Raw genomic sequence first — 22,251 nt, 5'->3', positions numbered from 1 at the left:
TTCAGCCTTGGAAGCGTGCTGCGCGCCGATCGTCGGCGGCGCCCCGGCACCGACCGCCGAGGCGCTGATGCGCTCACGCTACACCGCCTATGTGCTGAAGGAGGTGGGTCACATCGAGCGAACGCACGCCGCTGAAATTCGCGATACCTTCAGCCGCGAGGAGGCTGAAGAGCTGGCGCGCGCGGTGGAGTGGTCCGGGTTGGAGATTCGCGCCGTCAGCGGCGGCGGCACCACCGATGACACCGGCACCGTCGAGTTCATCTCCCGCTACAAGATGAATGGCCAGATCCAGATCCATCACGAGAAGTCGGCGTTTCGGCGTGAGGACGGCCAGTGGGTCTACGTTGACGGCGAAATGAATCCCAAAGGCCCTCCCCGCACGGTCGCGAAAGTTGGACGCAACGAGCCATGCCCCTGCGGGTCCGGCAAGAAATACAAGAAGTGCTGTGGCGCATGATCACCGATCGGCCGCCGCATCCAGGGTGCGACGCGGCTATTCGGAAGCGGGTTGTCGCTGGATCCGCCGCCAGGCCCGGACGTTGCGGTTGTGCTGGGCCAGCGTGCGGGCGAACGCATGTCCGCCGGATCCGTTGGCCACGAAGTACAGATAGTCAGTCTGCGTCGGCTTCAGCACGGCCTGCAGCGCTGACAGTCCCGGGTTGCAGATTGGTCCCGGCGGCAGGCCTGCGATCACGTAGGTGTTGTAGGGCGTCTCGGTCCGCAGGTCGCCCCGGGTGAGCGGCCGGTCAAGCCCGGCGCCGCCGGCGACGCCATAGGCCACCGTCGGGTCCGACTGCAGGCGCATGCCGAGCTTCAGTCGGTTGATGAACACGCCGGCCACCAGCCCGCGTTCGCCCGCCACGCCGGTCTCGCGCTCGACGATCGACGCCAGGATCACCGCCTGCTCCGGGGTCTTGAAGGGCAGGTCGTCGGCACGCTCGTTCCACAGGCGCGCAACCGTCTCGTCCATCGACCGGCGCATGCGGCGCACGATTCCCGCCCGGTCGTCGCCCCAGGAGTAGTGGTAGGTCTCGGGCAGCAGACTGCCCTCGGGCGGCAACTCAGCCGTTCCCTCCAGACCCTCCGCGTCCTCCAGCAGATCCTGAACCTGGATGCTGGTCAGCCCTTCGGCCACAGTGATGCGGCGCACCACCGTCTCGCCCCGTTCGATCATGCCGAGGGCGTCCCGCGAACTGATCGACGCGGGAAAACGATACTCGCCGGCCTTCAGGCCACGCGCGCTGCCGGTCGCCTTGGCGCCGATCACGAAGAGTGTCGTATCCACGATCACGCCGGCCTCGGCCAGGCGACGGGCAATGCCGTCCAGACCTGCGCCACGCGGCACAACCACCGTGGTTGGTTGGTCGAGCGGCCCCGGTTGCGTGAAAGCCGACCAGCCCCAGACAGCCGCCAGTCCGCCGACGATGGCGAACGACATCGCCAGCGAGGCGAGCCGGAGAAGCCAGCGCCCCATCCGGCCGGTCCCGATCAGTCCGTCTTGGCGAAGATCAACGAGGCGTTGGTGCCCCCGAAGCCGAACGAGTTCGACAACGCGGCACGAACCGGCCGGGCCTTCGCGGTATGCGGCACCAAGTCTATGCCCTCGAGCCCCTCGGAGGGTCGGTCGAGGTTCAGGGTCGGCGGCACCATCTGGTGGCGGATTGCCAGCACAGAATAGATCGCCTCAACGGCACCCGCCGCACCGAGCAGATGCCCGATCGCCGATTTGGTAGAGGACATCGAGATCTTGCCGGCAGCGTCGCCGAACAGGCGCTTGATCGCACCGAACTCGATCGCATCGCCGAGCGGCGTCGAGGTGCCGTGGGCGTTGACGTAGTCGATGTCGTCCGGAGACATGCCGGCACGCTTCAGCGCCGCCGTCATGGCGCGGAAACCGCCATCGCCATCATCGGCCGGCGCGGTGATGTGATGAGCGTCGCCGGACAGGCCGTAACCGACCACCTCGGCGTAGATCGTAGCACCGCGCCGCTTGGCGTGCTCGTACTCCTCGAGAACGACCACACCGGCACCCTCGCCCATCACGAAGCCGTCGCGGCCCTCGTCCCATGGACGGGAAGCCTTCTCTGGCGTGTCGTTGAAGTCGGTCGACAGCGCGCGCGACGCGGCGAACCCGGCAACACCAAGCCGCGACACTGCCGCTTCGGCGCCGCCAGCCACCATGACATCGGCATCATCCAGCGCGATCAGCCGGGCGGCGTCCCCGATGGCATGGGCACCCGTCGCGCAGGCGGTCACCACCGCATGGTTCGGACCTTTGAAGCCGAAGCGGATCGACACCTGACCCGAAATCAGATTGATCAGCGCCGACGGAATGAAGAACGGACTGATTCGGCGCGGACCGCGCTCGATAAGAACCAGGCTCGCTTCATAGATAGTCGACAGTCCGCCGATCCCCGACCCGATCATCACACCGGTTCGGCAGCGGCTTTCTTCGTCCTCCGGCTGCCAGCCGGAATCGACGACAGCCTGATGGGCGGCTGCTATCCCGTACAGGATGAACCGGTCGATCTTGCGCTGTTCCTTGGGCTCCAGCCACTCGTCCGGATCAAAGCCGCCATCGGCAAGCTTCCCCGACGGAACCAGCCCGGCGATCTTCGCCGGAAGGTCGGACACGTCAAACCCGTCGATCGATCGGACTCCCGATTGACCGGCGGTCAGACGATCCCAGTTATGGCCTGCCCCGCAGCCCAGCGGGGTAACGAGCCCGAGGCCCGTGACAACCACTCGTCGCATGCCGTGGTTCCCTTAGCGCAGCAATCACCGGTGTCGCCGGACTAGCCCGGCGACACCGACGGGGCGTCAGGAAGCGCTGCTCTCGATAAAATCGATAGCGTCCTTGACGGTCTGAATCTTCTCGGCGGCGTCATCGGGGATCTCGCAGCCGAACTCTTCCTCAAACGCCATGACCAGCTCGACAGTGTCGAGGCTGTCTGCGCCGAGGTCATCGATAAAGCTGGCGTTCTCGGTAACCTTGCCCTCTTCGACTCCGAGATGCTCGACAACGATCTTCTTCACCCGGTCGGCGACGTCACTCATCTCTCAAGACCCTCTAAGCTTTCTCATGATATCCGCCGGTCCGGCCGGCGCTTTCCGTTGTCGTCCGGGCCGTTAGCCGGTCCCGACCGTTGGATCGGCGGGCTGTATCATAACTCTCGCAGCAAAACCAGCATACCCGGCGCTTTTCCGCGTCAAAGCATCGCCATCCCGCCATTCACATGGATCGTCGCGCCGGTGACATAGGCCGCTTCCTGGCTTGCCAGGTAGACGACCGACGCCGCAATGTCCTCCGGCGTGCCGAGTCGCCCCGCCGGGACGGCAGTCAGGAGCTTCTCCTTCTGGGCGTCCGACAGGGCCTCGGTCATCGCGGTGTCGATGAAGCCCGGGGCAACGACGTTCACGGTAATTCCACGGTTGGCGATCTCGGCCGCAAGCGCCTTGGAGAACCCAACCATGCCGGCCTTGGCCGCGGCATAGTTCGCCTGCCCCGGATTCCCGGTGGCACCGACGATCGACGAGATCCCGACGATCCGGCCCCACCGTCGCTTCATCATGCCGCGCACCAGCGCGCGCGACAGCCGGAAGCCGGCGGTCAGGTTGACCGCGAGCACCGCGTCCCAGTCATCGTCCTTCATCCGCATCAGCAGGCCGTCGCGGGTGATTCCGGCGTTGTTCACCAGGATGTCGATTCCGCCGCCCGCCAGTTCTTCCGCGCGCTTCGCCAAGCCGTCGATGGTGTCCAGATCGGCCAGATTCGCCGGCGCCACCGACACCCGGTCACCGAGCGCTGCGGCCTTCTCCTCCAGCACCGCGGCACGCGTTCCCGACAGCACGACGTGGGCGCCCTGGCGGTGCAACGCCTGCGCAATTGCTGCACCGATACCGCCGGTCGCCCCGGTCACCAGCGCGGTCTTGCCGCTGAGGTCGAACATGCTTCCGCTCCCTGTGCTTCTATCCGAGTGACGCCAGGAAGGCGTCGACATCCGCGGGACCGTTGATCGTGGTCGCCGCCAGATCCTTGTCGATGCGCCGCGCTAGTCCGGTAAGGACCTTGCCGGCACCGACCTCCACCATCGAGCGGACGCCGAGCCCGGCAAATGACGCAACCGATTCCCGCCAGCGTACCCGACCGGTGACCTGCTCGACCAGTTGCCGGCGAATGGCGTCGGGATCGGCGGTCGGCATCGCGGTAACATTGGCGACAACCGGGACGACCGGCGGCCGTGGGTCGGCCGATGCCAGGGCATCGGCCATCGCATCGGCGGCCGGAGCCATCAGCGCGCAGTGGAACGGCGCACTGACCGTCAGCTTGACCGCACGCTTGACACCGTGATCGGACGCCAGCGCCAGAACCCGCTCGATGGCGCCGGCGTGGCCCGACAGGACGACCTGACCGCCACCATTGTCATTGGCGATGTCGCAGACCTCGCCCTCTGCGGCGGCGGCGGCCAGAGCCTGCGCAACCTCCAACTCGGCACCGATCAACGCTGCCATGGCGCCGACACCGACCGGAACGGCCTGCTGCATGGCCTCGCCGCGCAGGCGCAGCAGCCGGGCGGCCGTAGCGACATCGAAGGTTCCCGCTGCCGCAAGCGCCGAATATTCGCCGAGCGAGTGCCCGGCAACGAAATCGCACAGCTGGGCCAAGCTGCGGCCGCTTTCCGCCTCAAGCACCCGGGTCACGGCAAGGCTGACCGCCATCAACGCGGGCTGGGCGTTCGCCGTCAGGACCAGCCGTTCCTCCGGCCCATCCCAGATCAACTGGGACAGCGCCTCGCCCAGGGCGTCATCGACTTCCTGGAACACGGCCCGGGCAGCCGGATACGCGTCGGCCAGGTCCTTGCCCATTCCGACGGCTTGGCTGCCTTGCCCCGGAAACACGAACGCCCGACCGGTCTTTGCGTCGTCCATACCGTGTTCCCTCCATATGTCGTTGTCGGCTACCCGCAGTTCGGGCCGGGCATTTGCGCTCGACCAGCATCGATGTCAAGGCGACCCATCGGCGTTCCCTGCTTCACAGCCTATTCCACTTGCGCCGTCACGCGCGATGCGTATAGTGCGCGCCTTCCGGCCGCCCTGGTGTCCGGAAACATAGCTCCTTGCCGGCGCGAGCGTGACTCGACCGGCTTTGCCTCGGGGTAGTTCCCGGGGCGCAACATCCGCAAGGAGTGCGCAATGTCGTACTACGAGAGCGTGTTCATCGCACGCCAGGACATCTCGTCGACTCAGGTCGAGCAGCTCATCGAACAGTTCGCGGAGATCGTCGCGACCGGTGGCGGCGAAGTGAAGAAGCGCGAGTACTGGGGCCTTCGCAGCCTCGCGTACCGCATCAAGAAGAATCGCAAGGGCCATTACGTTTTGTTCAATCTCGACGCGCCCGCCGCGGCGGTGAGCGAGATGGAGCGCCTGATGCGGCTGAACGAAGACATCCTGCGCTACCTCACCGTCAAGGTGGACGCTCTCGAAGAGGGCCCGTCCGTGATGATGCAGGCGAAGTCGGACCGCGACCGCGGCCGGCGTGGCGATCGGGACCGGGGTGACCGCGAGCGCGGCGACCGGGATCGGGATCGCGGCGACCGTGGCGACCGCGATCGGGGTGACCGCGGTGACCGTCGTCCTCGCGACGGCGACCGCGCAGAGCAGGGAGAGTAATCCATGAGCCAGCTTCAGATCGCACGCGCGGCCGTCCGCCGCCCGTTCATGCGTCGGCGCAAGTCGTGCCCGTTCTCCGGGACCGGCGCACCGATCATCGACTACAAGGACACCAAGCTGCTGTCCCGCTTCATCTCGGAGCGCGGCAAGATCGTGCCGAGCCGCATCACTGCTGTGTCCGCCAAGAAGCAGCGTGAAATGGCCCGCGCCATCAAGCGTTCCCGTTTCCTGGCCCTGCTGCCCTACGTCCTGAAGTGACGTAGGGGTGGCGGCGCGAGCATCAGACGGGCGGTCATGACCGATGAATTCCGGATGGCTCCAGGTCGGAGCGGCAGCGGCGACCAGTGCGTTGCTGCTGTTCGCCGCCCAGCCGGATTCACCGGGCGGGATGGTGCTTTCGGTGCTGGCGCCGTTGCCATTGTTCGTGGTCGGGCTGTGGTGGGGACTGTTCCACGGTGCCGCAACGGGGGCGGCGGCGACGATCGCCATCCTGTTCGGCGTCAGCCTGGAGGCCGGACTCTACTACGCGGCGGTCAATGCGGTGCCGACAGCGCTGCTGATGTGGCAGGCCGAGCGGGAACCCGGGAAACCGGTCCGGCTCGTCCTGACTCTGGCAGCCTGCGCGGCCGTGCCGATCGTGGCGGCAGCGTTGTACTTCAGCGGGCACGACGGCGGGCTGGAAGGTGTCATCCAGGAGCGGCTGTCGCCGCTCTTGAATGCCGCGGTGACCGATCGGTCGGGGGTCACCCCGCCGCAGTGGGCTTCGTTCATCGAGACCATTGCCGGACTGTTTCCGGCCCTGGCCTCGACGTTCTGGGCGCTGCTGATCGCGGTGAACGGGGCGCTCGCGCAAGGTCTGCTGCGCCGGTTCGGCAAGAATCGCCTTCCGACACCGGACGTTGCGGCAATCCTGGCCCCGCGCTGGATGCTCGCGGTGTTCGGTGTGACCGTGGCGCTGTCCATGATGTCCGGCGGCGTCGGGTATCTGGCGGACAATCTGTTGCCGGTGGCAGCGTTGCCGTTCTTTCTGGGCGGACTCGCATTGGCGCACTGGGTGCTTCGGCGCAGCGGTGCGCCAGGGCTCTGGCTTGGACTGCTCTACGGTCTGCTGATCGTGTTCGGCTGGCCGGCGGTCATCCTGATGCTGATCGGGCTGATCGACACGATCTTCGATTTCCGCGGACGGGCAGGCCCGCCCTCCGCACCGCCCGCCACTTGACGGGCGTTTGGTGAGACAAAGCGGGGCGCCGCCGGCGTCCCTCGGGGCCCAGGCCCCGCATGACGAGGAGTGAGGACGATGGAAGTCATCCTGCTGGAGCGGATCGAAAGCCTCGGCCAGATGGGCGAGGTGGTTAAGGTCAAGTCCGGGTTCGCCCGGAACTTCCTGCTGCCGCAGAACAAGGCGCTTCGGGCAACCGACGCGAACCGCAAGGTATTCGACGAGCGTCGCGTTCAGCTCGAAGCCGAGAACCTGACCCGCAAGGCCGAGGCCGAGACGGTCGCCGCCAAGCTGGATGGCCTCGCGGTCGTCCTGGTTCGCGCCGCCAGCGAGTCCGGCCAGCTGTACGGCTCGGTCACGGCCAACGACGTCTCCCAGGCGATCACCACCGCCGGCGTCAGCGTTGCGCGTTCGCAGGTCCGCCTGGACAAGGCGCTCAAGCAGCTCGGCCTTGAGCCGATCCGCGTGCAGCTCCACCCGGAAGTCTCGGTGACCGTGACCGTCAACATCGCCCGTTCGGTTGAAGAGGCCGAAACCCAGGCCAAGCTGGGTCGTGCCCTCGATCGCGAGACGATGGAAGACGAGTACGATCGCGCAGCCGCCGCCGACGAAGCCGGCTCGAAGGCCCCGGAGGCCGAAGCAGAGGCCGTCGCCGCCGAGGACGAGAAGGCCGACGCCTGATCGCCCCGCCGTGCGGCCGGCTCGGTCTGCACGTACGAATGATCTCGACGACCCGCCCGGAATTCCGGAGCGGGTCGTCGCACTTTTGGGATGCGGCGATCGCTCGGCAACCGTTCCGCAACCGGATTGTCCACAGCCGGTGGCCGACAACGCCCTTGCAGCACCGCCGGTTGGACCATCGATCCACAGAACCCGCCCCGATTCGCCCCCGTGATTCTTGTTGGCATCCGGTGGTTTGACACCGTCAAACCCGGTATCGGTTATGATCCATCCGTGCCGATGCCAAGTTGGCCCGGCCGGAGCGGCCCGACGCCCCGAACCAAACCGTCAGTGCGCCCGTCATGCCCGAGTCCGAGTCCCGCATAGCCCTGTTTCCCGGTGTCGAAGCAGCGACCCACCGCGAGCCGCCACACAATCTGGAGGCAGAGCAGGCTCTGCTCGGCGCCATCCTCATCAACAACCGCGCGTACGAGCGGGTGTCGGAGTTCCTGCGCGCCGACTATTTCGCCGACCCAGTCAATGGCCGGATCTATGAGGCGTGCGGCCGATTGATCGACCGCGGCCAGATGGCCACCCCGGTCACGCTCAAGGGGCTGTTCGACCAGGACGAGGCCCTGAAGGAAGTCGGCGGCGCCGCCTATCTGGTGCGCTTGGCCGCCTCCGTGGTCACCGTGATCAACGCCGAGGACTACGGCCGCGAGATCCGCGACTGCTTCCTGCGGCGCCAACTGATCGAGGTCGGCGAGACCATCGTCAACGACGCTTTCGACCGGGACATCGACAGCCCGGCGACCGAGCAGATCGAGAAGGCCGAAGCCCACCTTTTCAACCTGGCGGAAAACGGACAGGCCGAGGGCGGCTTCACCGAGTTCAAGACTGCAATGGCGGAATCGGTATCGATGGCCGAGGCCGCGTTCCGCCGAGAGGGCGGTCTGGCCGGCCTCTCGACCGGGCTGATCGACCTGGACAACCTGCTGGGCGGCCTGCACAGCTCGGACCTGCTGATCCTCGCGGCGCGCCCGGCGATGGGAAAGACTGCGCTGGCCGCCAACATCGCGTTCAACATCGCCACGACCAACCTGCGCGATCCAAGTCAGGCGCCCCTGCCGGTCGCGTTCTTCTCTCTGGAAATGTCCTCCGAGCAGCTCGCCACCCGTATCCTCGCCGAGCGCACAAGCATCTCGTCGGAGAAGCTGCGCCGTGGCCAGCTCAACGACGACGATTTCGGGCGTCTCGTCCAGGCGAGCCAGGAACTCGAGCGCATTCCGCTGTACATCGACGACACGCCGGCGCTGCCGATCTCGACCATGCGCACGCGGGCCCGCCGGTTGAAGCGCCAGCACGGTCTGGCGATGATCGTCGTCGACTACCTGCAGCTGATGCGCCCGTCGCCCGGCGCGCGGGTCGACAACCGGGTGCAGGAGATCTCGGCGATTTCCCAGGGCCTGAAGGCGATCGCCAAGGAACTGGACGTCCCGGTCCTCGCCCTGTCGCAGCTGTCACGCGCGGTCGAGCAACGCGAGGACAAGCGGCCGGTGCTGGCCGACCTGCGTGAATCCGGATCGATCGAGCAGGACGCCGACGTCGTGATGTTCATCTTCCGCGAAGAATACTATCTGGCGAAGGGCCAGCCGACCGAGCGCCCGGACGAAAGCCCCGAGAAATTCCACGACCGCCACGACAAGTGGAAGGAACTCTGCGAGAAGGCTTACGGGAAAGCCGAGGTTATCATCTCCAAGCAGCGCCACGGCCCGACCGGCACCGTCACCCTGCACTTCGACGGCGCCACCACCAAGTTCAGCAACCACGTCGGCGACGAACACCTGCCGGTGCATTGATGATCACGAGGATGTCTCTGTGAGTCCCTTCACAGCGTCGGCATAAGTCTGCAGTGCCGTTTCACCCGACGGCGTCAGGCGGTAGCGGCCGCGGCTGACCCGTTCGAACCAGCCGTACACGTTCCGCTGCAGCAAGCCTGCGACCGCCGTCGAGCGCGCCTCGGGGCGAAGCTCGGCCACCGCCCGGTCGCCGCCGTCCGCGAGCGCCACGGCGACCCTGAGCGCGTCCTGCCGGTAGGCTGTCATGATCTTCACCCGGGTCGATCCGCCGGTGTTGGGATCGCCGACCCGGTTGGCGAACTCCTTCAGGAGGCGCCCCCGCCGCTTCGTGCTCACACGCGGCTGGTACGCTCCGGGATCCAACACCGGGAGCACTGCATAGCTGCCATCGGGCTGCAGGCGCAGCACCAGAATCCCCAGCCCCAGGCGCCGGCAGATCTTCAGCACTGCTTTCCGACGCTTCTTCCAGGCGCTGCCGGCACTTTCGGCCGGAAACGCGAGATACACCGTGTCCGACACCGCCAGCCGGTCGACGCACTGCAGCAGCAGGTCGAGGGAAAACCGCTGTTTCAGCTCGACCACCACCGGCGGCTCGCCGCCGCGTACCGCCACCAGATCGCAGTTCGCCACCTCGCTCTTCACCGAATAGCCCTGGGCGGCGAGGAACGCCGTCACCGGTGCCGACAGATCGGTCTCAGGCATTGCTGCCTCCAACGGAGAAAGGCCGCCCCGAGGGGCGGCCTTTCCGTGAGCCGGTTGGCTCGAACACGTTATCGTGCCTCAGAAGGTGGCCGAAGGATGCCCCGACATACGATCCAGACACACGGGTTCGACCCGCACCGCGATCTCACTCGACATCGGATCACCTCCTTTCTGCTGTTGCACTAGGATATAAAAAGCATGGGGTCCGCTGCGCCCCGCGACAAGCCTTCCCGAGAAACCGCGCTATTCCAGCATCTTGCCGATCACCGTCGGATGGCGCTGGACCGGGCGAATCGTCCGGGCCCGGCGCCGCTCTGGACGGTCAGGGCATTGGATGCGATGTCGGTGTCATGATCCAGGCTGAACCCATGCAGCGCGAACAATGAGTGGTCGAACCCTACGCATGGCGATGGCCGCCATTGTCACAGCCGTGGTCGCCGCAGGTGCGCTGTTCGCGCCCTCTCCTGCCGAACTGCTCGATGCCTCGCGCAGCGTAATGGAGTGGATCGCTCGAAACCCGTTGCTAGGGGCCGGACTGTTTCTGACGTTCGCGACGCTGGGAAAGGTCACCCCGATCCCGGGAGGCGTGGTGGTCATGCTGACCGCGGGGTACCTGTTCGGGCCGGCTGTCGGACCGGTGCTGGCGGCAATGGGATCAGCGCTGGCCGCCATCGGTGTCACTGCCATCGGCCGCTGGGTGTTCCCTGACCTGGTCGCCCGCATCAAGGGCAGCCGGTTCGCCCGCTACGAAGCGGCGCTGGCCCGCGACGGAATCCTGTACCTGGCGGCAATCCGGGTCCTGCCGCTGGTTCCGGCGTGGGTTGGCAACCTCCTGCCGGTCGCGGTCGACATCCGCCTGCGATGGGTGTTCCTGGCCACCCTGATCGGGGTGGCGCCGCTGTCCTTCGTCCTGGGCGGCATCGGCAGCCGGCTGCAGGACTTGAGCGAGGCCGCACGGCTCAACGTTGGGGTGCTGCTCGCCCCTGAAACCCTGCTGCCCCTCGCCGGCCTGATCGTACTCGCGCTGCTGCCCATGGCGGTTCACCGCTGGTGGCGCAGCCGGCAGCGGTGACCTGACGGCGGCCTTGCAAGATCGCCGCAAACGGTGTTTTTCCTCCGCCGTCGGCCGGAACGCCCCGGTCGGTTCGGCCGGGAGCCCGCCATGAGCTACGAACGCGATGCCATTGCCCGGATGTCCGGCTACGTCCCCGGCGAGCAGCCGGCGCGGGCGGTCGTCGCCAAGCTGAACACCAACGAGAACCCATACCCGCCCTGCCCGGCCGTCATGGCAGCGCTGCACGGCATCTCCGGCGACGCCCTGCAGCGCTACCCCAACGCGATGGCCGACGGCTTCCGGACCGAGGCGGCGCGGGTCCACGACCTGACCGCCGACAACGTCATCGCGACCAACGGCGGCGACGAACTGCTGCGGTTGGCCATCACCACGTTCCTGGAGCCGGGTGGCCCGCTGGGTATCGTCGAGCCCAGCTACTCGCTGTACCCGGTGCTCGCCGCACTGAACGCCAGCCCGTTGTTCCGGGTGCCACTGGCCGACGACTGGTCGGTTCCGGCCGATCTTGCCCAGCGCTGGAACGACGCTGGGATCCGGCTCGCGATGCTGGTCAACCCGCACGCCCCATCCGGCCGGCTGGCACCGGTCGCGGAAATCGCCGAGATCGCGAAGGCATTCAAGGGCGTGCTGCTGCTCGACGAAGCCTATGCCGACTTCATCGACCCCGACCGCGGCTATGACTCCACCCCGCTGGTCCGCGACTTCCCGAACGTGCTGCTGCTGCGGACCATGAGCAAGGGGTACTCCCTGGCCGGGCTGCGCTTCGCCTACGGGCTGGGCTCGCCGACGCTGATCCAGCCGATGCTGACCAAAACCAAGGATTCCTACAACGTCGACGCGGTCGCCCAGGCGTTGGCGACGGCGTCACTGCGCCACCGCGACGAGGCGGCGAAGACCTGGCAGGCGGTGCGTTCCGAGCGGATCCGGATGACCGAAGCGCTGACCACGCGTGGCTATGCCTGCCCGCCTTCACAGACCAACTTCCTGCTGGCCGACGTTCCCGGCGGCAACGCGCCGTCGGTGTACCGGACCCTGGCCGATGACGGCATCTACGTGCGCTGGTTCGACCAGGACCGCCTGCGCGACAAGCTGCGCATCAGCATCGGCACGCCACAGGAGAACGACGCCCTGCTGGCCGCGCTGGACCGGATCGGCTGAAGCGGCCCGACCGGGCGCTTCAGCTCACGTCGATGGTCACGGTGCCCAGGCCCTCGATGGTGTAGACCGCGCGGTCGCCGGCTTCCGCGAAGCGGGTCCGCAGGGCCGAGCCGGTCATCACCCACATTCCGGCTTCCAGCGGCCGACCCTGACCCGCCAGCACGTTTGCGACCCACGCCAGCACGTTCAGCGGACTGTCAAGCACCGCGCCGGTGGTCGCCGTTTCGGACTCGGTCCTGCCGCCGCTGGTGTATTCGAGACGCACGGGGGTTTGCGTCAGGTCGAGCGCCCGCCAGTCGCCGGTGGCGGCACCGGTCACGATCCCGCCGCACCAGCAATTGTCCGCCACCAGCGAGACCGCGTTCAGCTTGGAGTAGTCGCTGGCCCGGTCCTCGACCAGTTCGAACGCCGGGACCGCCTCGGCGATCGCATCCCGCACCGTCTCGGCGGTGTAGGGCTGGGTGCCGCCGGGCAGCGACGTTCCGACCCGCAGGCACAGCTCGAACTCCAGGCCCAAACGAACGAAGTCGGCGCGCTCAACGCTCGCCGGACTGCCATGAACGGTGGATTCGAAGATCGCGCCGACGCATGGATGGTCGACACCGCAAAGTTCCTGGACCGCCTTCGACGTGAGCGCGACCTTGTAGCCGGCAATCGGCCCGCGAGCGCCGTCATTCCAACGTTGGATCAGCACGCGCTGCGCCGCGTAGGCCTCATCCAGCGAGTCGAGCGCCAGCGGCCCGGTCAGCGGCTCGAACCGCGCCCGCGCCGCATGCTGGGCCTCCAGAGCCTCGGCCACGCGCTCGATCCGTTGGGTGTATGTCATGCCGTATCCTCCCTGTCGTCCCGGCTTGGTTTTGCGGCGAGCATGCGTCGAGTGGGCCGCGATTGAAAGAGCGTGCGGGCGCGCCACCTTGCCTTTGCCGGAACGCGCTGATATCCCGCGCCCATGATCCCTACCGACCCTGCCGCCGAAGCGGCGCTGTCCCGGCTGACCATCGATCTCGGCGCGGTTCGGCGGAACTATCGCCGGCTGGTCAAAGTGCTGGGTGGCGTGCCTTGCGCCGGCGTGGTGAAGGCCGACGGATACGGCCTGGGCGCCGACAGGGTGGCCCCGGCGCTGTGGGCCGAGGGCTGCCGGATCTTCTTCGTCGCCACGCTGGAGGAAGCGGTTCGGCTGCGGCCGGTGGTTCCGAACGCCACGGTCTGCTGCCTGAATGGCCTGCTCGCCGGCACCGAGGATGTGTTCACGGCGCACCGGATCGTCCCGGTCCTCAATGCACTCGATCAGGTCGCCCGCTGGCGGATGCATGGTGGCCGGCTGGGGCACCCGCTGCCGGCGATCCTGCACGTCGACACCGGCATGAACCGGTTGGGACTGGGCGACGACGAGTGGCATCGAGTACTGGAGGCGCCGGACATCCTCGACGGCGTCGACTGGATGTATCTGATGTCGCATCTCGCGGTGGCGGACGAACCGGAAAACCCGTCGAATGCGAAGCAACTGGCGCGGTTTCAACAGGTGCGCCAGCGCCTGCCGCACGGAACGAAGGCCAGCCTGGCGAACTCGTCTGGGATTTTCCTCGGTGCGCCCTATCACTTCGATCTTGGCCGACCCGGTGTCGCGCTGTATGGCGGACGGCCGACCGAAGCCGGGCCGAACCCGATGGAGTGTCCGATCCGAATCGAAGGCCGGATACTGCAGATCCGCAACGTACCGGCGGGCGACAGCGTCGGTTATGGCAACGCCTGGACCGCCGGCCGTGCCGCGCGTATCGCCACGGTTGCCGCCGGCTACGCCGATGGCTACCTGCGCAGCCTGTCGGGCGCGGGAACCGTCGCGCTTGGTGGGCGAACTTGTCCCGTGGTAGGACGCGTCTCGATGGATCTGATCACGGTGGATGTCACGGACGTGCCGCCCGCCGAGATTGTTCCGGGCACCTTCGTCGAAGTCCTGGGTCCGGCACTCACGCCGGATGCCGCCGCCGACGCAGCCGGAACCATCGGCTACGAGTTTCTGACGGCGCTGGGGCGACGCTATGTCAGGCATTACGTGGATACGGCGGCTGAAACGATCACCGTCGACAAGACGTGAGGGCGACGCTGCGTGAGGAAGCATTCGATGCCGATGTCCGGCTCGCTCACTCCGACGGGATCCAGTAGCGCATGAATCCGCTCGCCACGATCGGCAGCACATTCCTGTCCTTCCTCGCCGCCCTCGGGCGGCTCGCGCTGTTCGCCGGCAGCGCCGTCGGGCACTGCGTTCGCCCGCCGATCTACCCTCGGCTGATCGGCCGGCAGTTGCTGGAGATCGGCTACTACTCGCTGCCGGTAGTGGGGCTGACGACGTTGTTCTCCGGCATGGTGCTGGCACTGCAGAGTTACTCCGGCTTCGCCCGGTTCTCGGCTGAGAGCGCGGTCGCCACCGTGGTCGTGCTGTCGATTACGCGCGAACTGGCACCGGTGCTGGCAGGGCTGATGGTTGCCGGCCGGGTCGGTGCCGCCATGGCCGCCGAGATCGGCACCATGCGGGTGACCGAACAGATCGACGCGCTGACCACGCTGTCGACCAATCCGTTCAAGTACCTGATCGCTCCGCGGCTGATCGCCGCCACGATCAGCCTTCCGATCCTTGTGCTGATCGGTGATGTGATCGGCGTCTTCGGCGGCTATGTCGTCGGGGTCTACAAGCTGGGCTTCAACGCCGGAAACTATATCCAGTCCACCGTCCAGTTCCTGGAACAGATCGACGTGATTTCCGGACTGGTCAAGGCCGGAGTGTTCGGGTTCATCGTGGCCCTGATGGGCTGCTACCACGGCTATCACTCGCGCGGCGGCGCCCAGGGCGTGGGAGCCGCCACCACCAACGCCGTGGTCACCGCTTCGATCATGATCCTGATCGCCAACTACGCGATCACCGAACTGTTCTTTGGGCGCTGAGGGCCGGATGACCGACCAGCCGAAGATCCGCATCCGAGACCTCCACAAGAGATTTGGCTCCAAGGTCGTTCTGGACGGCCTCGATTTGGATGTCGGGGTCGCGGAATCCGTGGTGGTGATCGGCGGATCCGGAAGCGGCAAGTCGGTCTTGCTGAAATGCATCCTCGGCCTGATTGACCCGGATTCCGGCACCATCGAGATCGACGGCCGCAACGTCGTCGGCCTGCCGCGCGCCGAGCGCGAGGCCTACATGCGCAAGTTCGGCATGCTGTTTCAGGGCGGTGCGCTCTTCGACTCGCTGCCGGTTTGGGAGAATGTCGCGTTCGGGCTGATCCAATCCAAGCGCATGGGCCGCGCGGAGGCACGCGCGGTCGCTCTCGAGAAGCTCGCGCAGGTCGGTCTGAACGAGGCTGTATCGCTGCTGTCGCCGGCGGAGTTGTCCGGCGGGATGCAGAAGCGCGTGTCGCTGGCCCGCGCCATTGCGATCGAGCCCGAGATCATCTTCTTCGACGAGCCGACGACCGGCCTCGACCCGATCATGTCCGACGTCATCAACGACCTGATCGTCAAATGCACGCGCGAGCTGGGGGCAACCGCGCTGTCGATCACCCACGACATGGCCAGTGCCCGCAAGATCGCCGACCGGGTGGCCATGCTGTACGATGGCCGGATCATCTGGGCCGGGCCGGTCGCCGAGATCGACCGCAGCGGCAATGCCCACGTCGACCAGTTCATCAACGGCCGGGCCGACGGCCCGATCCAGATGGCCGTGCGGCGGAGCTGACGCAGCAATGGCGAAATCCACCAGCACCTTCGTTTGCCAGGACTGCGGGTCGGTTCACCCCAAGTGGGCCGGCAAATGCGAGGCGTGCGGAGCCTGGAACACCCTGGTCGAGGAGATTGTCGAAGCCGCCGCTCCGAAAGGCATGAAGCCCGGTGGCGGGCGGCGCTTGGCCTTTGTCGAACTGGATGGCGAGACCACCGATGCCCCACGCCGGGTCACCGGGATCGGCGAGTTCGACCGCGTTCTCGGCGGCGGCCTCGTCCCAGGGTCGGCCACCCTGATCGGTGGCGACCCCGGGATCGGCAAGTCGACGGTATTGCTGCAGGTGGTGGCCGGTCTCGCCGGACGCTCGAAATGCGCCTATGTCTCCGGCGAGGAATCGGTCGATCAGGTCCGCATGCGCGCCCGGCGCCTGGGGATTGCGAGCGCGTCGGTCGGTCTGGCCGCCGCCACCAGCGTGCGCGACATCGTTGCCAGCCTGGATACCACCGATCGGCCCGACATCATCGTGATCGACTCAATCCAGACCATGTACGTCGACGCCCTCGACAGCGCGCCCGGCACGGTTACCCAGGTGCGGGCCTCCGCCCAGGAATTGATCCGGGTTGCCAAGAAGCGTGGCGTGGCGGTGCTACTGGTCGGCCATGTCACCAAGGAAGGTGCGATCGCCGGTCCCCGTGTGCTGGAGCACATGGTTGACACCGTCCTGTACTTCGAGGGCGAGCGCGGCCACCAGTTCCGCATCCTGCGCGGGGTCAAGAACCGGTTCGGGCCGACCGACGAAATCGGTGTGTTCGAGATGACCGAGCGCGGGCTGGTTGAGGTCGGCAACCCCTCTGCGCTGTTCCTGTCGGACCGCCAGGACGATGTTTCCGGCGCCTGCGTGTTCGCCGGGATGGAGGGTACCAGGCCGGTACTGGTCGAGATCCAGGCCCTGGTCGCCCCGTCGCCGTTCGGCACGCCGCGCCGCGCGGTGGTCGGCTGGGACTCCAACCGCCTGGCCATGGTCACCGCCGTACTGGAAGCGCGCTGCGGCGTCAGCCTGGCGGGAAACGACGTCTTCCTGAACGTCGCCGGTGGACTGCGGGTATCGGAACCGGCGGCCGATCTGGCGGTTGCAGCAGCGTTGATCTCGTCCTTGACCGGTGTGCCGGTCCCGAAGGCAAGCGTGGTGTTCGGCGAAATCGGGTTGGCCGCCGAAGTGCGTGCAGTCACACACGCCGAACCGCGGCTGAAGGAAGCCGCGAAGCTAGGCTTCTCCAAGGCGCTGCTGCCGGCCGCGCGGCGCAAGGGTGGTGGTCCTTCGGCCGGCGGGCTGGAACTGGTGGCAATCTCGCGGCTGCACGATCTTGTGGAACTCCTGCACGACCCGGGCGACGACGCCCAGTTCGGCCGGCGCGCGTTCTCGGGCTGAGCGGGGAGTAGGATGGACAGCCTGCCGATCAACATAACCGACCTGGTGATTCTGCTCGTGCTGGTGCTGTCGGGCCTGCTGGCCTTTCTGCGCGGCTTCGTCGCGGAAGTCCTGTCGGTGGCGTCCTGGATCGGTGCCCTGTTCGTCGCCGTCTACGGCTACGTCTATCTGCAGCCCTATGCGCGCCAAGTCATCACCATCAACACGACTGCCGCCGATGCCGCCGCCGGCGTGGCACTGTTCGTCGTCGCCTTGATCCTGTTCACCGTGCTCGCCCGGGTGATGTCAGGCGCGCTGTCGATGGCCGGACTCGGCGCGATCGACCGGTCGCTTGGCTTCCTGTTCGGACTGGCGCGTGGCGCCGCCCTCGTCTGCCTGGCCTACCTGCTGATCCTGTGGGCGGTCCCCGAACGCAGCGACCATCCGGCGTGGCTGACCGAGGCGCGGGCCCTGCCGCTGGTGGAAGAAGGCGCAGACCTTCTCTGGGACCTGGTGCCTCCCCATCTATTGGACGAAGCAGACGCCGCCGCATCACGGGCTCGACGCCAAGCCGAGGAGCAGACGAGACGGGCCCTGCAGGAGCGGTTGCTCAATCCGGCACCGAAAGCCGGTGCGCCGAGCGGCTCGACCGGGTATAGTGACCGCGAACGTCAAGAAATGAACCGGGCGATCCAGGGCACCCAGTAAGGGTGCTTTCACCATTTCAGAACGACCCTTCGTTCACCCCAGGAAGCGGGACCGTATGACGCTCACAACCTCGCCTTTTGACGACGATCACCTGCACGAGGAATGCGCTGTATTCGGCATCTTCGGCACGACGGATGCAGCGGCCCACACGGCACTCGGTCTCCACGCCCTTCAGCATCGCGGCCAGGAGGCTACCGGCATCGTCGCCACGGATGGCGAGCAGTTCCACGCGCATCGCGGCCTTGGACACGTCGGCGAGAACTTCGGCGCCGATTCGCAGAACACCGTCGCCAAACTCCAGGGTTTCGCGGCGATCGGGCACAACCGCTACGCCACCACCGGCGAGACGGCGATCCGCAATGTCCAGCCGCTGTTCGCGGACTTCGAGTTCGGCGGCTTTGCGCTGTGCCACAACGGTAACCTGACCAACGCCCTAATCCTGCGTCAGCAGCTGGTCCGCCAGGGCTGCATCTTCCAGTCGACCACCGACACCGAGACCATCGTCCACCTGATCGCTCGGTCGCGCCGGCGCACGGTGGTCGATCGCCTGATCGAGGCGGTCAACCAGGTCGACGGCGCCTACGCCCTGGTGTGCCTGTCGAGTTCAGCGCTGATCGGACTGCGCGACCCCAACGGCGTGCGGCCCTTGGTCCTCGGCAAGCTGGGTGATTCCTACATCCTCACGTCGGAGACCTGCGCGCTGGACATCATCGGCGCCGACTTCATGCGCGACGTCGAGCCGGGCGAACTGTTGGTGATCGGCGAGGATGGCATCCAGTCGTACTTCCCGTTCCGCAAGGCGCAGAAGCGGTTCTGCATTTTCGAGTACATCTACTTCGCGCGCCCGGACAGCTTGGTCGAGGGCATCAGCGTGTATGCCGCCCGCAAGGCAATCGGTGCCGAACTGGCCCAGGAGTCCGGGGTCGATGCGGACGTCGTAGTACCGGTTCCCGATTCCGGGGTGCCCGCCGCCGTCGGTTATGCCGAAGCGGCCCGCATCCCGTTCGAACTGGGAATCATCCGCAACCACTATGTCGGGCGCACCTTCATCCAGCCGACCGACCAGGTCCGCCACCTGGGCGTCAAGCTGAAGCACAACGCCAACCGGGCCCAGCTTGCCGGCAAGCGGGTGATCCTGGTCGATGACTCGATCGTGCGTGGCACCACCTCGACCAAGATCGTCGAGATGGTCCGGCAGGCCGGCGCCACCGAAGTGCACATGCGGATCGCCAGCCCGCCGACCAGCTACTCCTGCTTCTACGGCGTCGACACGCCGGAGCGCGAGAAGCTGCTGGCCTACAAGATGTCGGTCGAGGAGATGGCGCGGGTAATCGGTGTCGACAGCCTGGCGTTCATCTCGATCGACGGCCTGTACCGCGCGATGGGCGAGCCGGGGCGCAATCCCGAGGCCGCGCAGTACTGCGACGCCTGCTTCACCGGCGATTACCCGATCGCCCTGACCGACCGCGAAGGCGGACCGTCGACCCGCCAGCTCTCCCTGCTCGCAGAAGCATCCTGAGGCCTCAATGTCTGGACGTCTTGAAGGGCGGATCGCCCTGATCACCGGCGCGTCGCGCGGTATCGGCGCAGCCGTCGCCGAAGCTTACGCGCGCGAGGGTGCCCATCTGATCCTGGTCGCGCGGACTGTAGGCGGCCTGGAGGAAACCGACGACCGGGTGAAGGCCGCCGGCGGCAGCGCCACGCTGGTGCCGCTGGACCTCACCGACTATCCGGCGATCGACCGGCTCGGCGCCTCGATCTTCGAGCGCTGGAAGAAGCTGGACGTACTGGTGGCGAACCACGGCAGCCTCGGCGTGCTGACACCCATCGCCATGTATGAGCCGAAGATGTGGGACGAGGTGATGGCGGTCAACCTGTCGTCCTGCCATCGCCTGATCCGCAGCCTCGACCCGTTGCTGCGCCAGTCCGATGCCGGGCGTGCGATCTTCGTGACCTCCGGCGCCGCCGTCGGAGAGCGGCCCAACTGGGGGGCCTATGCGGTGTCCAAGGCGGGGCTCGAGGCGATGGTGCGCAGCTACGCCGGCGAGACCCGCAAGACCAAGTTGCGGGTCAATCTGCTGAACCCCGGCGGCACCCGCACCAAGATGCGTGCAACCGCATTCCCTGGCGAAGATCCGATGACCCTGAAGACCCCGGAGGACATTGCACCGGTGTTCGTGGATCTCGCCGATCCGGCCTGCACCCGGCACGGCGAGCGGGTCGACGCTCAAGGGTAGCGAAGTCTCCGGCCGCCGCCTCCGTCAGGACTCGCGGGCGGTCATCTCCATTCCGCGGATCGCCAGTTCCAGGTTCTGCAGGATCTGCTGCAGGACTTTGGCTTGCGCAGCACCCTGGTTCTCGTACTGCAGGGCGAAGCGGATGCCGTCGGCCCGCGCCTTGAGGCGCGCCAGCCGATGATCGCTCTGGTCGCCATTAAGGGTCCTGGACGTGCGGCTGACGGCGTTGGCCGCTAAACGCCTGTTTCCCAGCCGGATCGGCCGGCCGGCCTTGCTCTCGTCGTAGGCCCGGGCCAAGTCGCCGATGGTGACCCGGCCTTCCGACTTCGTTGCTCGACGCTGTCTCATGCTCGCCCCTTCGGTGCCTGGCAATCGGCCATGCACGAAGCATGCTAACGCGCGGACCGGGCGAAGGACCACCCCCGCCCGCTGCCGATCAACCGTTGTCCACGTATGGATTGCTGCGCTGGCGCAGATAGAGCCGGATCGGCACGCCGACCAGCCCGAATTCATCGCGCAACCCGCCGGTCAGGTAGCGGACATAGGAATCCGGCAACTCGGTCGCCTGACTGACGAATGCCGCGAAAGTCGGCGGACGCGCCTTGGCCTGGGTCATGTAGCGGATCTTGACGCGGCGGCCCTTTGCCAGCGGCGGGGGATGCGCCTCCAGCATGCCTTCGAGCCACCGGTTCAGCTTGGCCGTCGGGATCCGGGTGTTCCAGCGGTCGTAGGTTTCCAGCACCGCGTCCAGCAGCTTCGTGAGGTTGGTTCCACGCACCGCGGAAACCGGAACCCACGGCACGCCTCGCACCTGGGTCAGGGATGTGTCCAGCCGGTCGCGCAGCATCTGGCTTGCGGTGTTCTTGTCCTGGATGACGTCCCACTTGTTGGCCGCGATCACCAGGGCGCGCCCCTCCTCCAAGGCCATGCGGGCGATGGTGAGGTCCTGCTTCTCCAGCATCATCTCGCCGTCCAGGACCAGCAGGACGACATGAGCGTAGCGCACGGCGCGGCGCGTATCAGCCGTCGACAGGCGCTCCAGTTTCTCCTGGACCCGGGCCTTGCGGCGCATCCCGGCAGTGTCGACCAGCCGGATCGGGCGGTCCCGGTACTGCCATTCGACCTCGATTGCATCCCGGGTAATCCCGGCCTCCGGACCGGTCAGCAGGCGGTCTTCGCCGATCAGGCGGTTGACGAGCGTGGACTTTCCGACGTTCGGCCGCCCGACGATGGCCAAGCGGATCGGCCCCGCCTCCGGCTCTTCCTCAAGGTCGTCGGACAGTTCCGCCTCTTCGTCCGGCCATGCCGGCTCGGGCGCCGGTTGGGGTGCGCCGAACTCGCCCTTGCGCTCGGCGATCTCTCGGATGATGTCGTACAGTTCGCCCATGCCTTCGCCGTGCTCGGCCGAGACCGGCACCGGATCGCCGAGCCCAAGCGCGTAGGCTTCGGCAAGGCCGGCGGCACCGGCCCGCCCTTCGCATTTGTTGGCCAGAACGACCACCGGTACGTCGACGCGCCGCAGCCAGTCGGCGAAGTGCGAGTCGAGCGGAGTGATCCCGGCCCGGGCGTCGATCAGCATGAAGACCAGGTCGGCCTCCGCCACCGCGCGTTCGGTCTGCCGGCGCATGCGCGCCTCGAGACTGTCGTCGAACGCATCCTCAAGCCCGGCGGTGTCGATCACCCGGAACGAAAGATCGGCAATCCGGCCATCACCCTCGCGCCGGTCGCGGGTCACACCCGGGGTGTCGTCGACCAGCGCGTGCCGCGTCCCGGTCAATCGATTGAACAACGTGGACTTTCCGACGTTCGGTCGTCCGATGACGGCTACCTTGATGGACACGGCGCCGTT

At 66.9% G+C, this 22,251-nt stretch carries 24 protein-coding genes; 15 read left to right on the top strand and 9 right to left on the bottom strand.

Annotated elements, in window-relative coordinates:
- Positions 1–7 precede the first annotated feature (7 nt).
- Complete coding sequence (locus RIC54_RS19515) at positions 8–457, top strand: YchJ family protein (RefSeq protein WP_350151341.1); 450 nt, start codon at positions 8–10, stop codon at positions 455–457.
- Positions 458–493: 36 nt separating this feature from the next.
- Here RIC54_RS19515 and mltG read toward each other — a convergent pair whose 3' ends face one another.
- The 5 genes from mltG to fabD all read right to left on the bottom strand — a co-directional run bounded on the left by mltG (position 494) and on the right by fabD (position 4,929).
- A complete protein-coding gene (mltG, locus tag RIC54_RS19510) occupies positions 494–1,474 on the bottom strand; it encodes an endolytic transglycosylase MltG (protein WP_350093640.1) in 981 nt (326 codons plus the stop codon).
- A 14-nt stretch (positions 1,475–1,488) separates the two neighbouring features.
- Entirely contained in the window at positions 1,489–2,754 is a 1,266-nt protein-coding gene (fabF, locus tag RIC54_RS19505; protein ID WP_350093637.1) for a beta-ketoacyl-ACP synthase II, read from the bottom strand.
- A 66-nt stretch (positions 2,755–2,820) separates the two neighbouring features.
- Positions 2,821–3,057, bottom strand: coding sequence for an acyl carrier protein (locus RIC54_RS19500; RefSeq protein WP_007679760.1), 237 nt, complete (start codon positions 3,055–3,057; stop codon positions 2,821–2,823).
- A 152-nt stretch (positions 3,058–3,209) separates the two neighbouring features.
- Positions 3,210–3,950: a 3-oxoacyl-[acyl-carrier-protein] reductase gene (gene fabG / locus RIC54_RS19495; protein ID WP_350093633.1), complete on the bottom strand. Its 741-nt coding sequence runs from the start codon at positions 3,948–3,950 to the stop codon at positions 3,210–3,212.
- Positions 3,951–3,969: 19 nt separating this feature from the next.
- A complete protein-coding gene (gene fabD / locus RIC54_RS19490; RefSeq protein WP_350093630.1) occupies positions 3,970–4,929 on the bottom strand; it encodes an ACP S-malonyltransferase in 960 nt (319 codons plus the stop codon).
- Between the two features lie 264 nt (positions 4,930–5,193).
- Here fabD and rpsF point away from each other — a divergent pair, with 264 nt between their 5' ends.
- From rpsF to RIC54_RS19465, 5 genes are all read left to right on the top strand, one after another.
- On the top strand, positions 5,194–5,670 hold the full coding sequence (gene rpsF / locus RIC54_RS19485; protein WP_007679752.1) for a 30S ribosomal protein S6: 477 nt from the start codon (positions 5,194–5,196) through the stop codon (positions 5,668–5,670).
- Positions 5,671–5,673: 3 nt separating this feature from the next.
- Positions 5,674–5,928, top strand: a complete 255-nt coding sequence (rpsR, locus tag RIC54_RS19480; RefSeq protein WP_007679749.1) for a 30S ribosomal protein S18 — start codon at positions 5,674–5,676, stop codon at positions 5,926–5,928.
- 43 nt (positions 5,929–5,971) lie between these two features.
- Positions 5,972–6,889, top strand: a complete 918-nt coding sequence (locus tag RIC54_RS19475; protein WP_350093625.1) for a DUF2232 domain-containing protein — start codon at positions 5,972–5,974, stop codon at positions 6,887–6,889.
- Positions 6,890–6,967: 78 nt separating this feature from the next.
- Positions 6,968–7,570 carry a 50S ribosomal protein L9 gene (gene rplI / locus RIC54_RS19470; RefSeq protein WP_350093622.1) on the top strand — a complete coding sequence of 201 codons (603 nt, stop codon included), beginning with the start codon at positions 6,968–6,970 and terminating at the stop codon, positions 7,568–7,570.
- A gap of 341 nt (positions 7,571–7,911) precedes the next feature.
- A complete protein-coding gene (locus RIC54_RS19465) occupies positions 7,912–9,408 on the top strand; it encodes a replicative DNA helicase (RefSeq protein WP_350093619.1) in 1,497 nt (498 codons plus the stop codon).
- Between the two features lie 3 nt (positions 9,409–9,411).
- On the opposite strand, the gene RIC54_RS19460 is transcribed toward RIC54_RS19465, so the two are convergent.
- The gene (locus tag RIC54_RS19460; RefSeq protein ID WP_350093616.1) at positions 9,412–10,110 is read right to left on the bottom strand and encodes a DUF2161 domain-containing phosphodiesterase; all 699 of its coding nucleotides are present in this window, start codon (positions 10,108–10,110) and stop codon (positions 9,412–9,414) included.
- 382 nt (positions 10,111–10,492) lie between these two features.
- Here RIC54_RS19460 and RIC54_RS19455 point away from each other — a divergent pair, with 382 nt between their 5' ends.
- Positions 10,493–11,182, top strand: coding sequence for a TVP38/TMEM64 family protein (locus tag RIC54_RS19455; protein WP_350093613.1), 690 nt, complete (start codon positions 10,493–10,495; stop codon positions 11,180–11,182).
- Positions 11,183–11,272: 90 nt separating this feature from the next.
- Positions 11,273–12,340 carry a pyridoxal phosphate-dependent aminotransferase gene (locus RIC54_RS19450; protein ID WP_350093610.1) on the top strand — a complete coding sequence of 356 codons (1,068 nt, stop codon included), beginning with the start codon at positions 11,273–11,275 and terminating at the stop codon, positions 12,338–12,340.
- A gap of 19 nt (positions 12,341–12,359) precedes the next feature.
- Here the strand turns inward: RIC54_RS19450 and RIC54_RS19445 are convergent, their stop codons facing one another.
- On the bottom strand, positions 12,360–13,166 hold the full coding sequence (locus RIC54_RS19445) for a 2-keto-4-pentenoate hydratase (protein WP_350093607.1): 807 nt from the start codon (positions 13,164–13,166) through the stop codon (positions 12,360–12,362).
- A 123-nt stretch (positions 13,167–13,289) separates the two neighbouring features.
- Between RIC54_RS19445 and alr the strand changes: the two genes are divergently transcribed.
- From alr to RIC54_RS19410, 7 genes are all read left to right on the top strand, one after another.
- Positions 13,290–14,435 (top strand): alanine racemase, encoded by a 1,146-nt coding sequence (gene alr, locus RIC54_RS19440; protein ID WP_350093604.1) that lies wholly within the window; start codon positions 13,290–13,292, stop codon positions 14,433–14,435.
- A 71-nt stretch (positions 14,436–14,506) separates the two neighbouring features.
- Positions 14,507–15,280 carry an MlaE family ABC transporter permease gene (locus RIC54_RS19435; RefSeq protein WP_350093601.1) on the top strand — a complete coding sequence of 258 codons (774 nt, stop codon included), beginning with the start codon at positions 14,507–14,509 and terminating at the stop codon, positions 15,278–15,280.
- 7 nt (positions 15,281–15,287) lie between these two features.
- Entirely contained in the window at positions 15,288–16,064 is a 777-nt protein-coding gene (locus RIC54_RS19430) for an ABC transporter ATP-binding protein (RefSeq protein ID WP_350093598.1), read from the top strand.
- Positions 16,065–16,071: 7 nt separating this feature from the next.
- Positions 16,072–17,478 (top strand): DNA repair protein RadA, encoded by a 1,407-nt coding sequence (gene radA, locus RIC54_RS19425; protein WP_350093595.1) that lies wholly within the window; start codon positions 16,072–16,074, stop codon positions 17,476–17,478.
- A 12-nt stretch (positions 17,479–17,490) separates the two neighbouring features.
- Entirely contained in the window at positions 17,491–18,165 is a 675-nt protein-coding gene (locus RIC54_RS19420) for a CvpA family protein (RefSeq protein WP_350093592.1), read from the top strand.
- 55 nt (positions 18,166–18,220) lie between these two features.
- Positions 18,221–19,684, top strand: coding sequence for an amidophosphoribosyltransferase (purF, locus tag RIC54_RS19415; protein WP_350093589.1), 1,464 nt, complete (start codon positions 18,221–18,223; stop codon positions 19,682–19,684).
- A 7-nt stretch (positions 19,685–19,691) separates the two neighbouring features.
- The gene (locus RIC54_RS19410; RefSeq protein WP_350093586.1) at positions 19,692–20,402 is read left to right on the top strand and encodes an SDR family NAD(P)-dependent oxidoreductase; all 711 of its coding nucleotides are present in this window, start codon (positions 19,692–19,694) and stop codon (positions 20,400–20,402) included.
- Positions 20,403–20,426: 24 nt separating this feature from the next.
- Here the strand turns inward: RIC54_RS19410 and RIC54_RS19405 are convergent, their stop codons facing one another.
- The gene (locus tag RIC54_RS19405) at positions 20,427–20,750 is read right to left on the bottom strand and encodes a hypothetical protein (protein ID WP_350093583.1); all 324 of its coding nucleotides are present in this window, start codon (positions 20,748–20,750) and stop codon (positions 20,427–20,429) included.
- Positions 20,751–20,838: 88 nt separating this feature from the next.
- A complete protein-coding gene (gene der / locus RIC54_RS19400; protein ID WP_350093580.1) occupies positions 20,839–22,242 on the bottom strand; it encodes a ribosome biogenesis GTPase Der in 1,404 nt (467 codons plus the stop codon).
- Positions 22,243–22,251: the final 9 nt, after the last annotated feature.

Source organism: Thalassobaculum sp., from assembly GCF_040219215.1.
Classification (GTDB): Bacteria; Pseudomonadota; Alphaproteobacteria; order Thalassobaculales; family Thalassobaculaceae; genus Thalassobaculum_A.
This window is presented reverse-complemented; position numbering and strand designations above follow the sequence as displayed.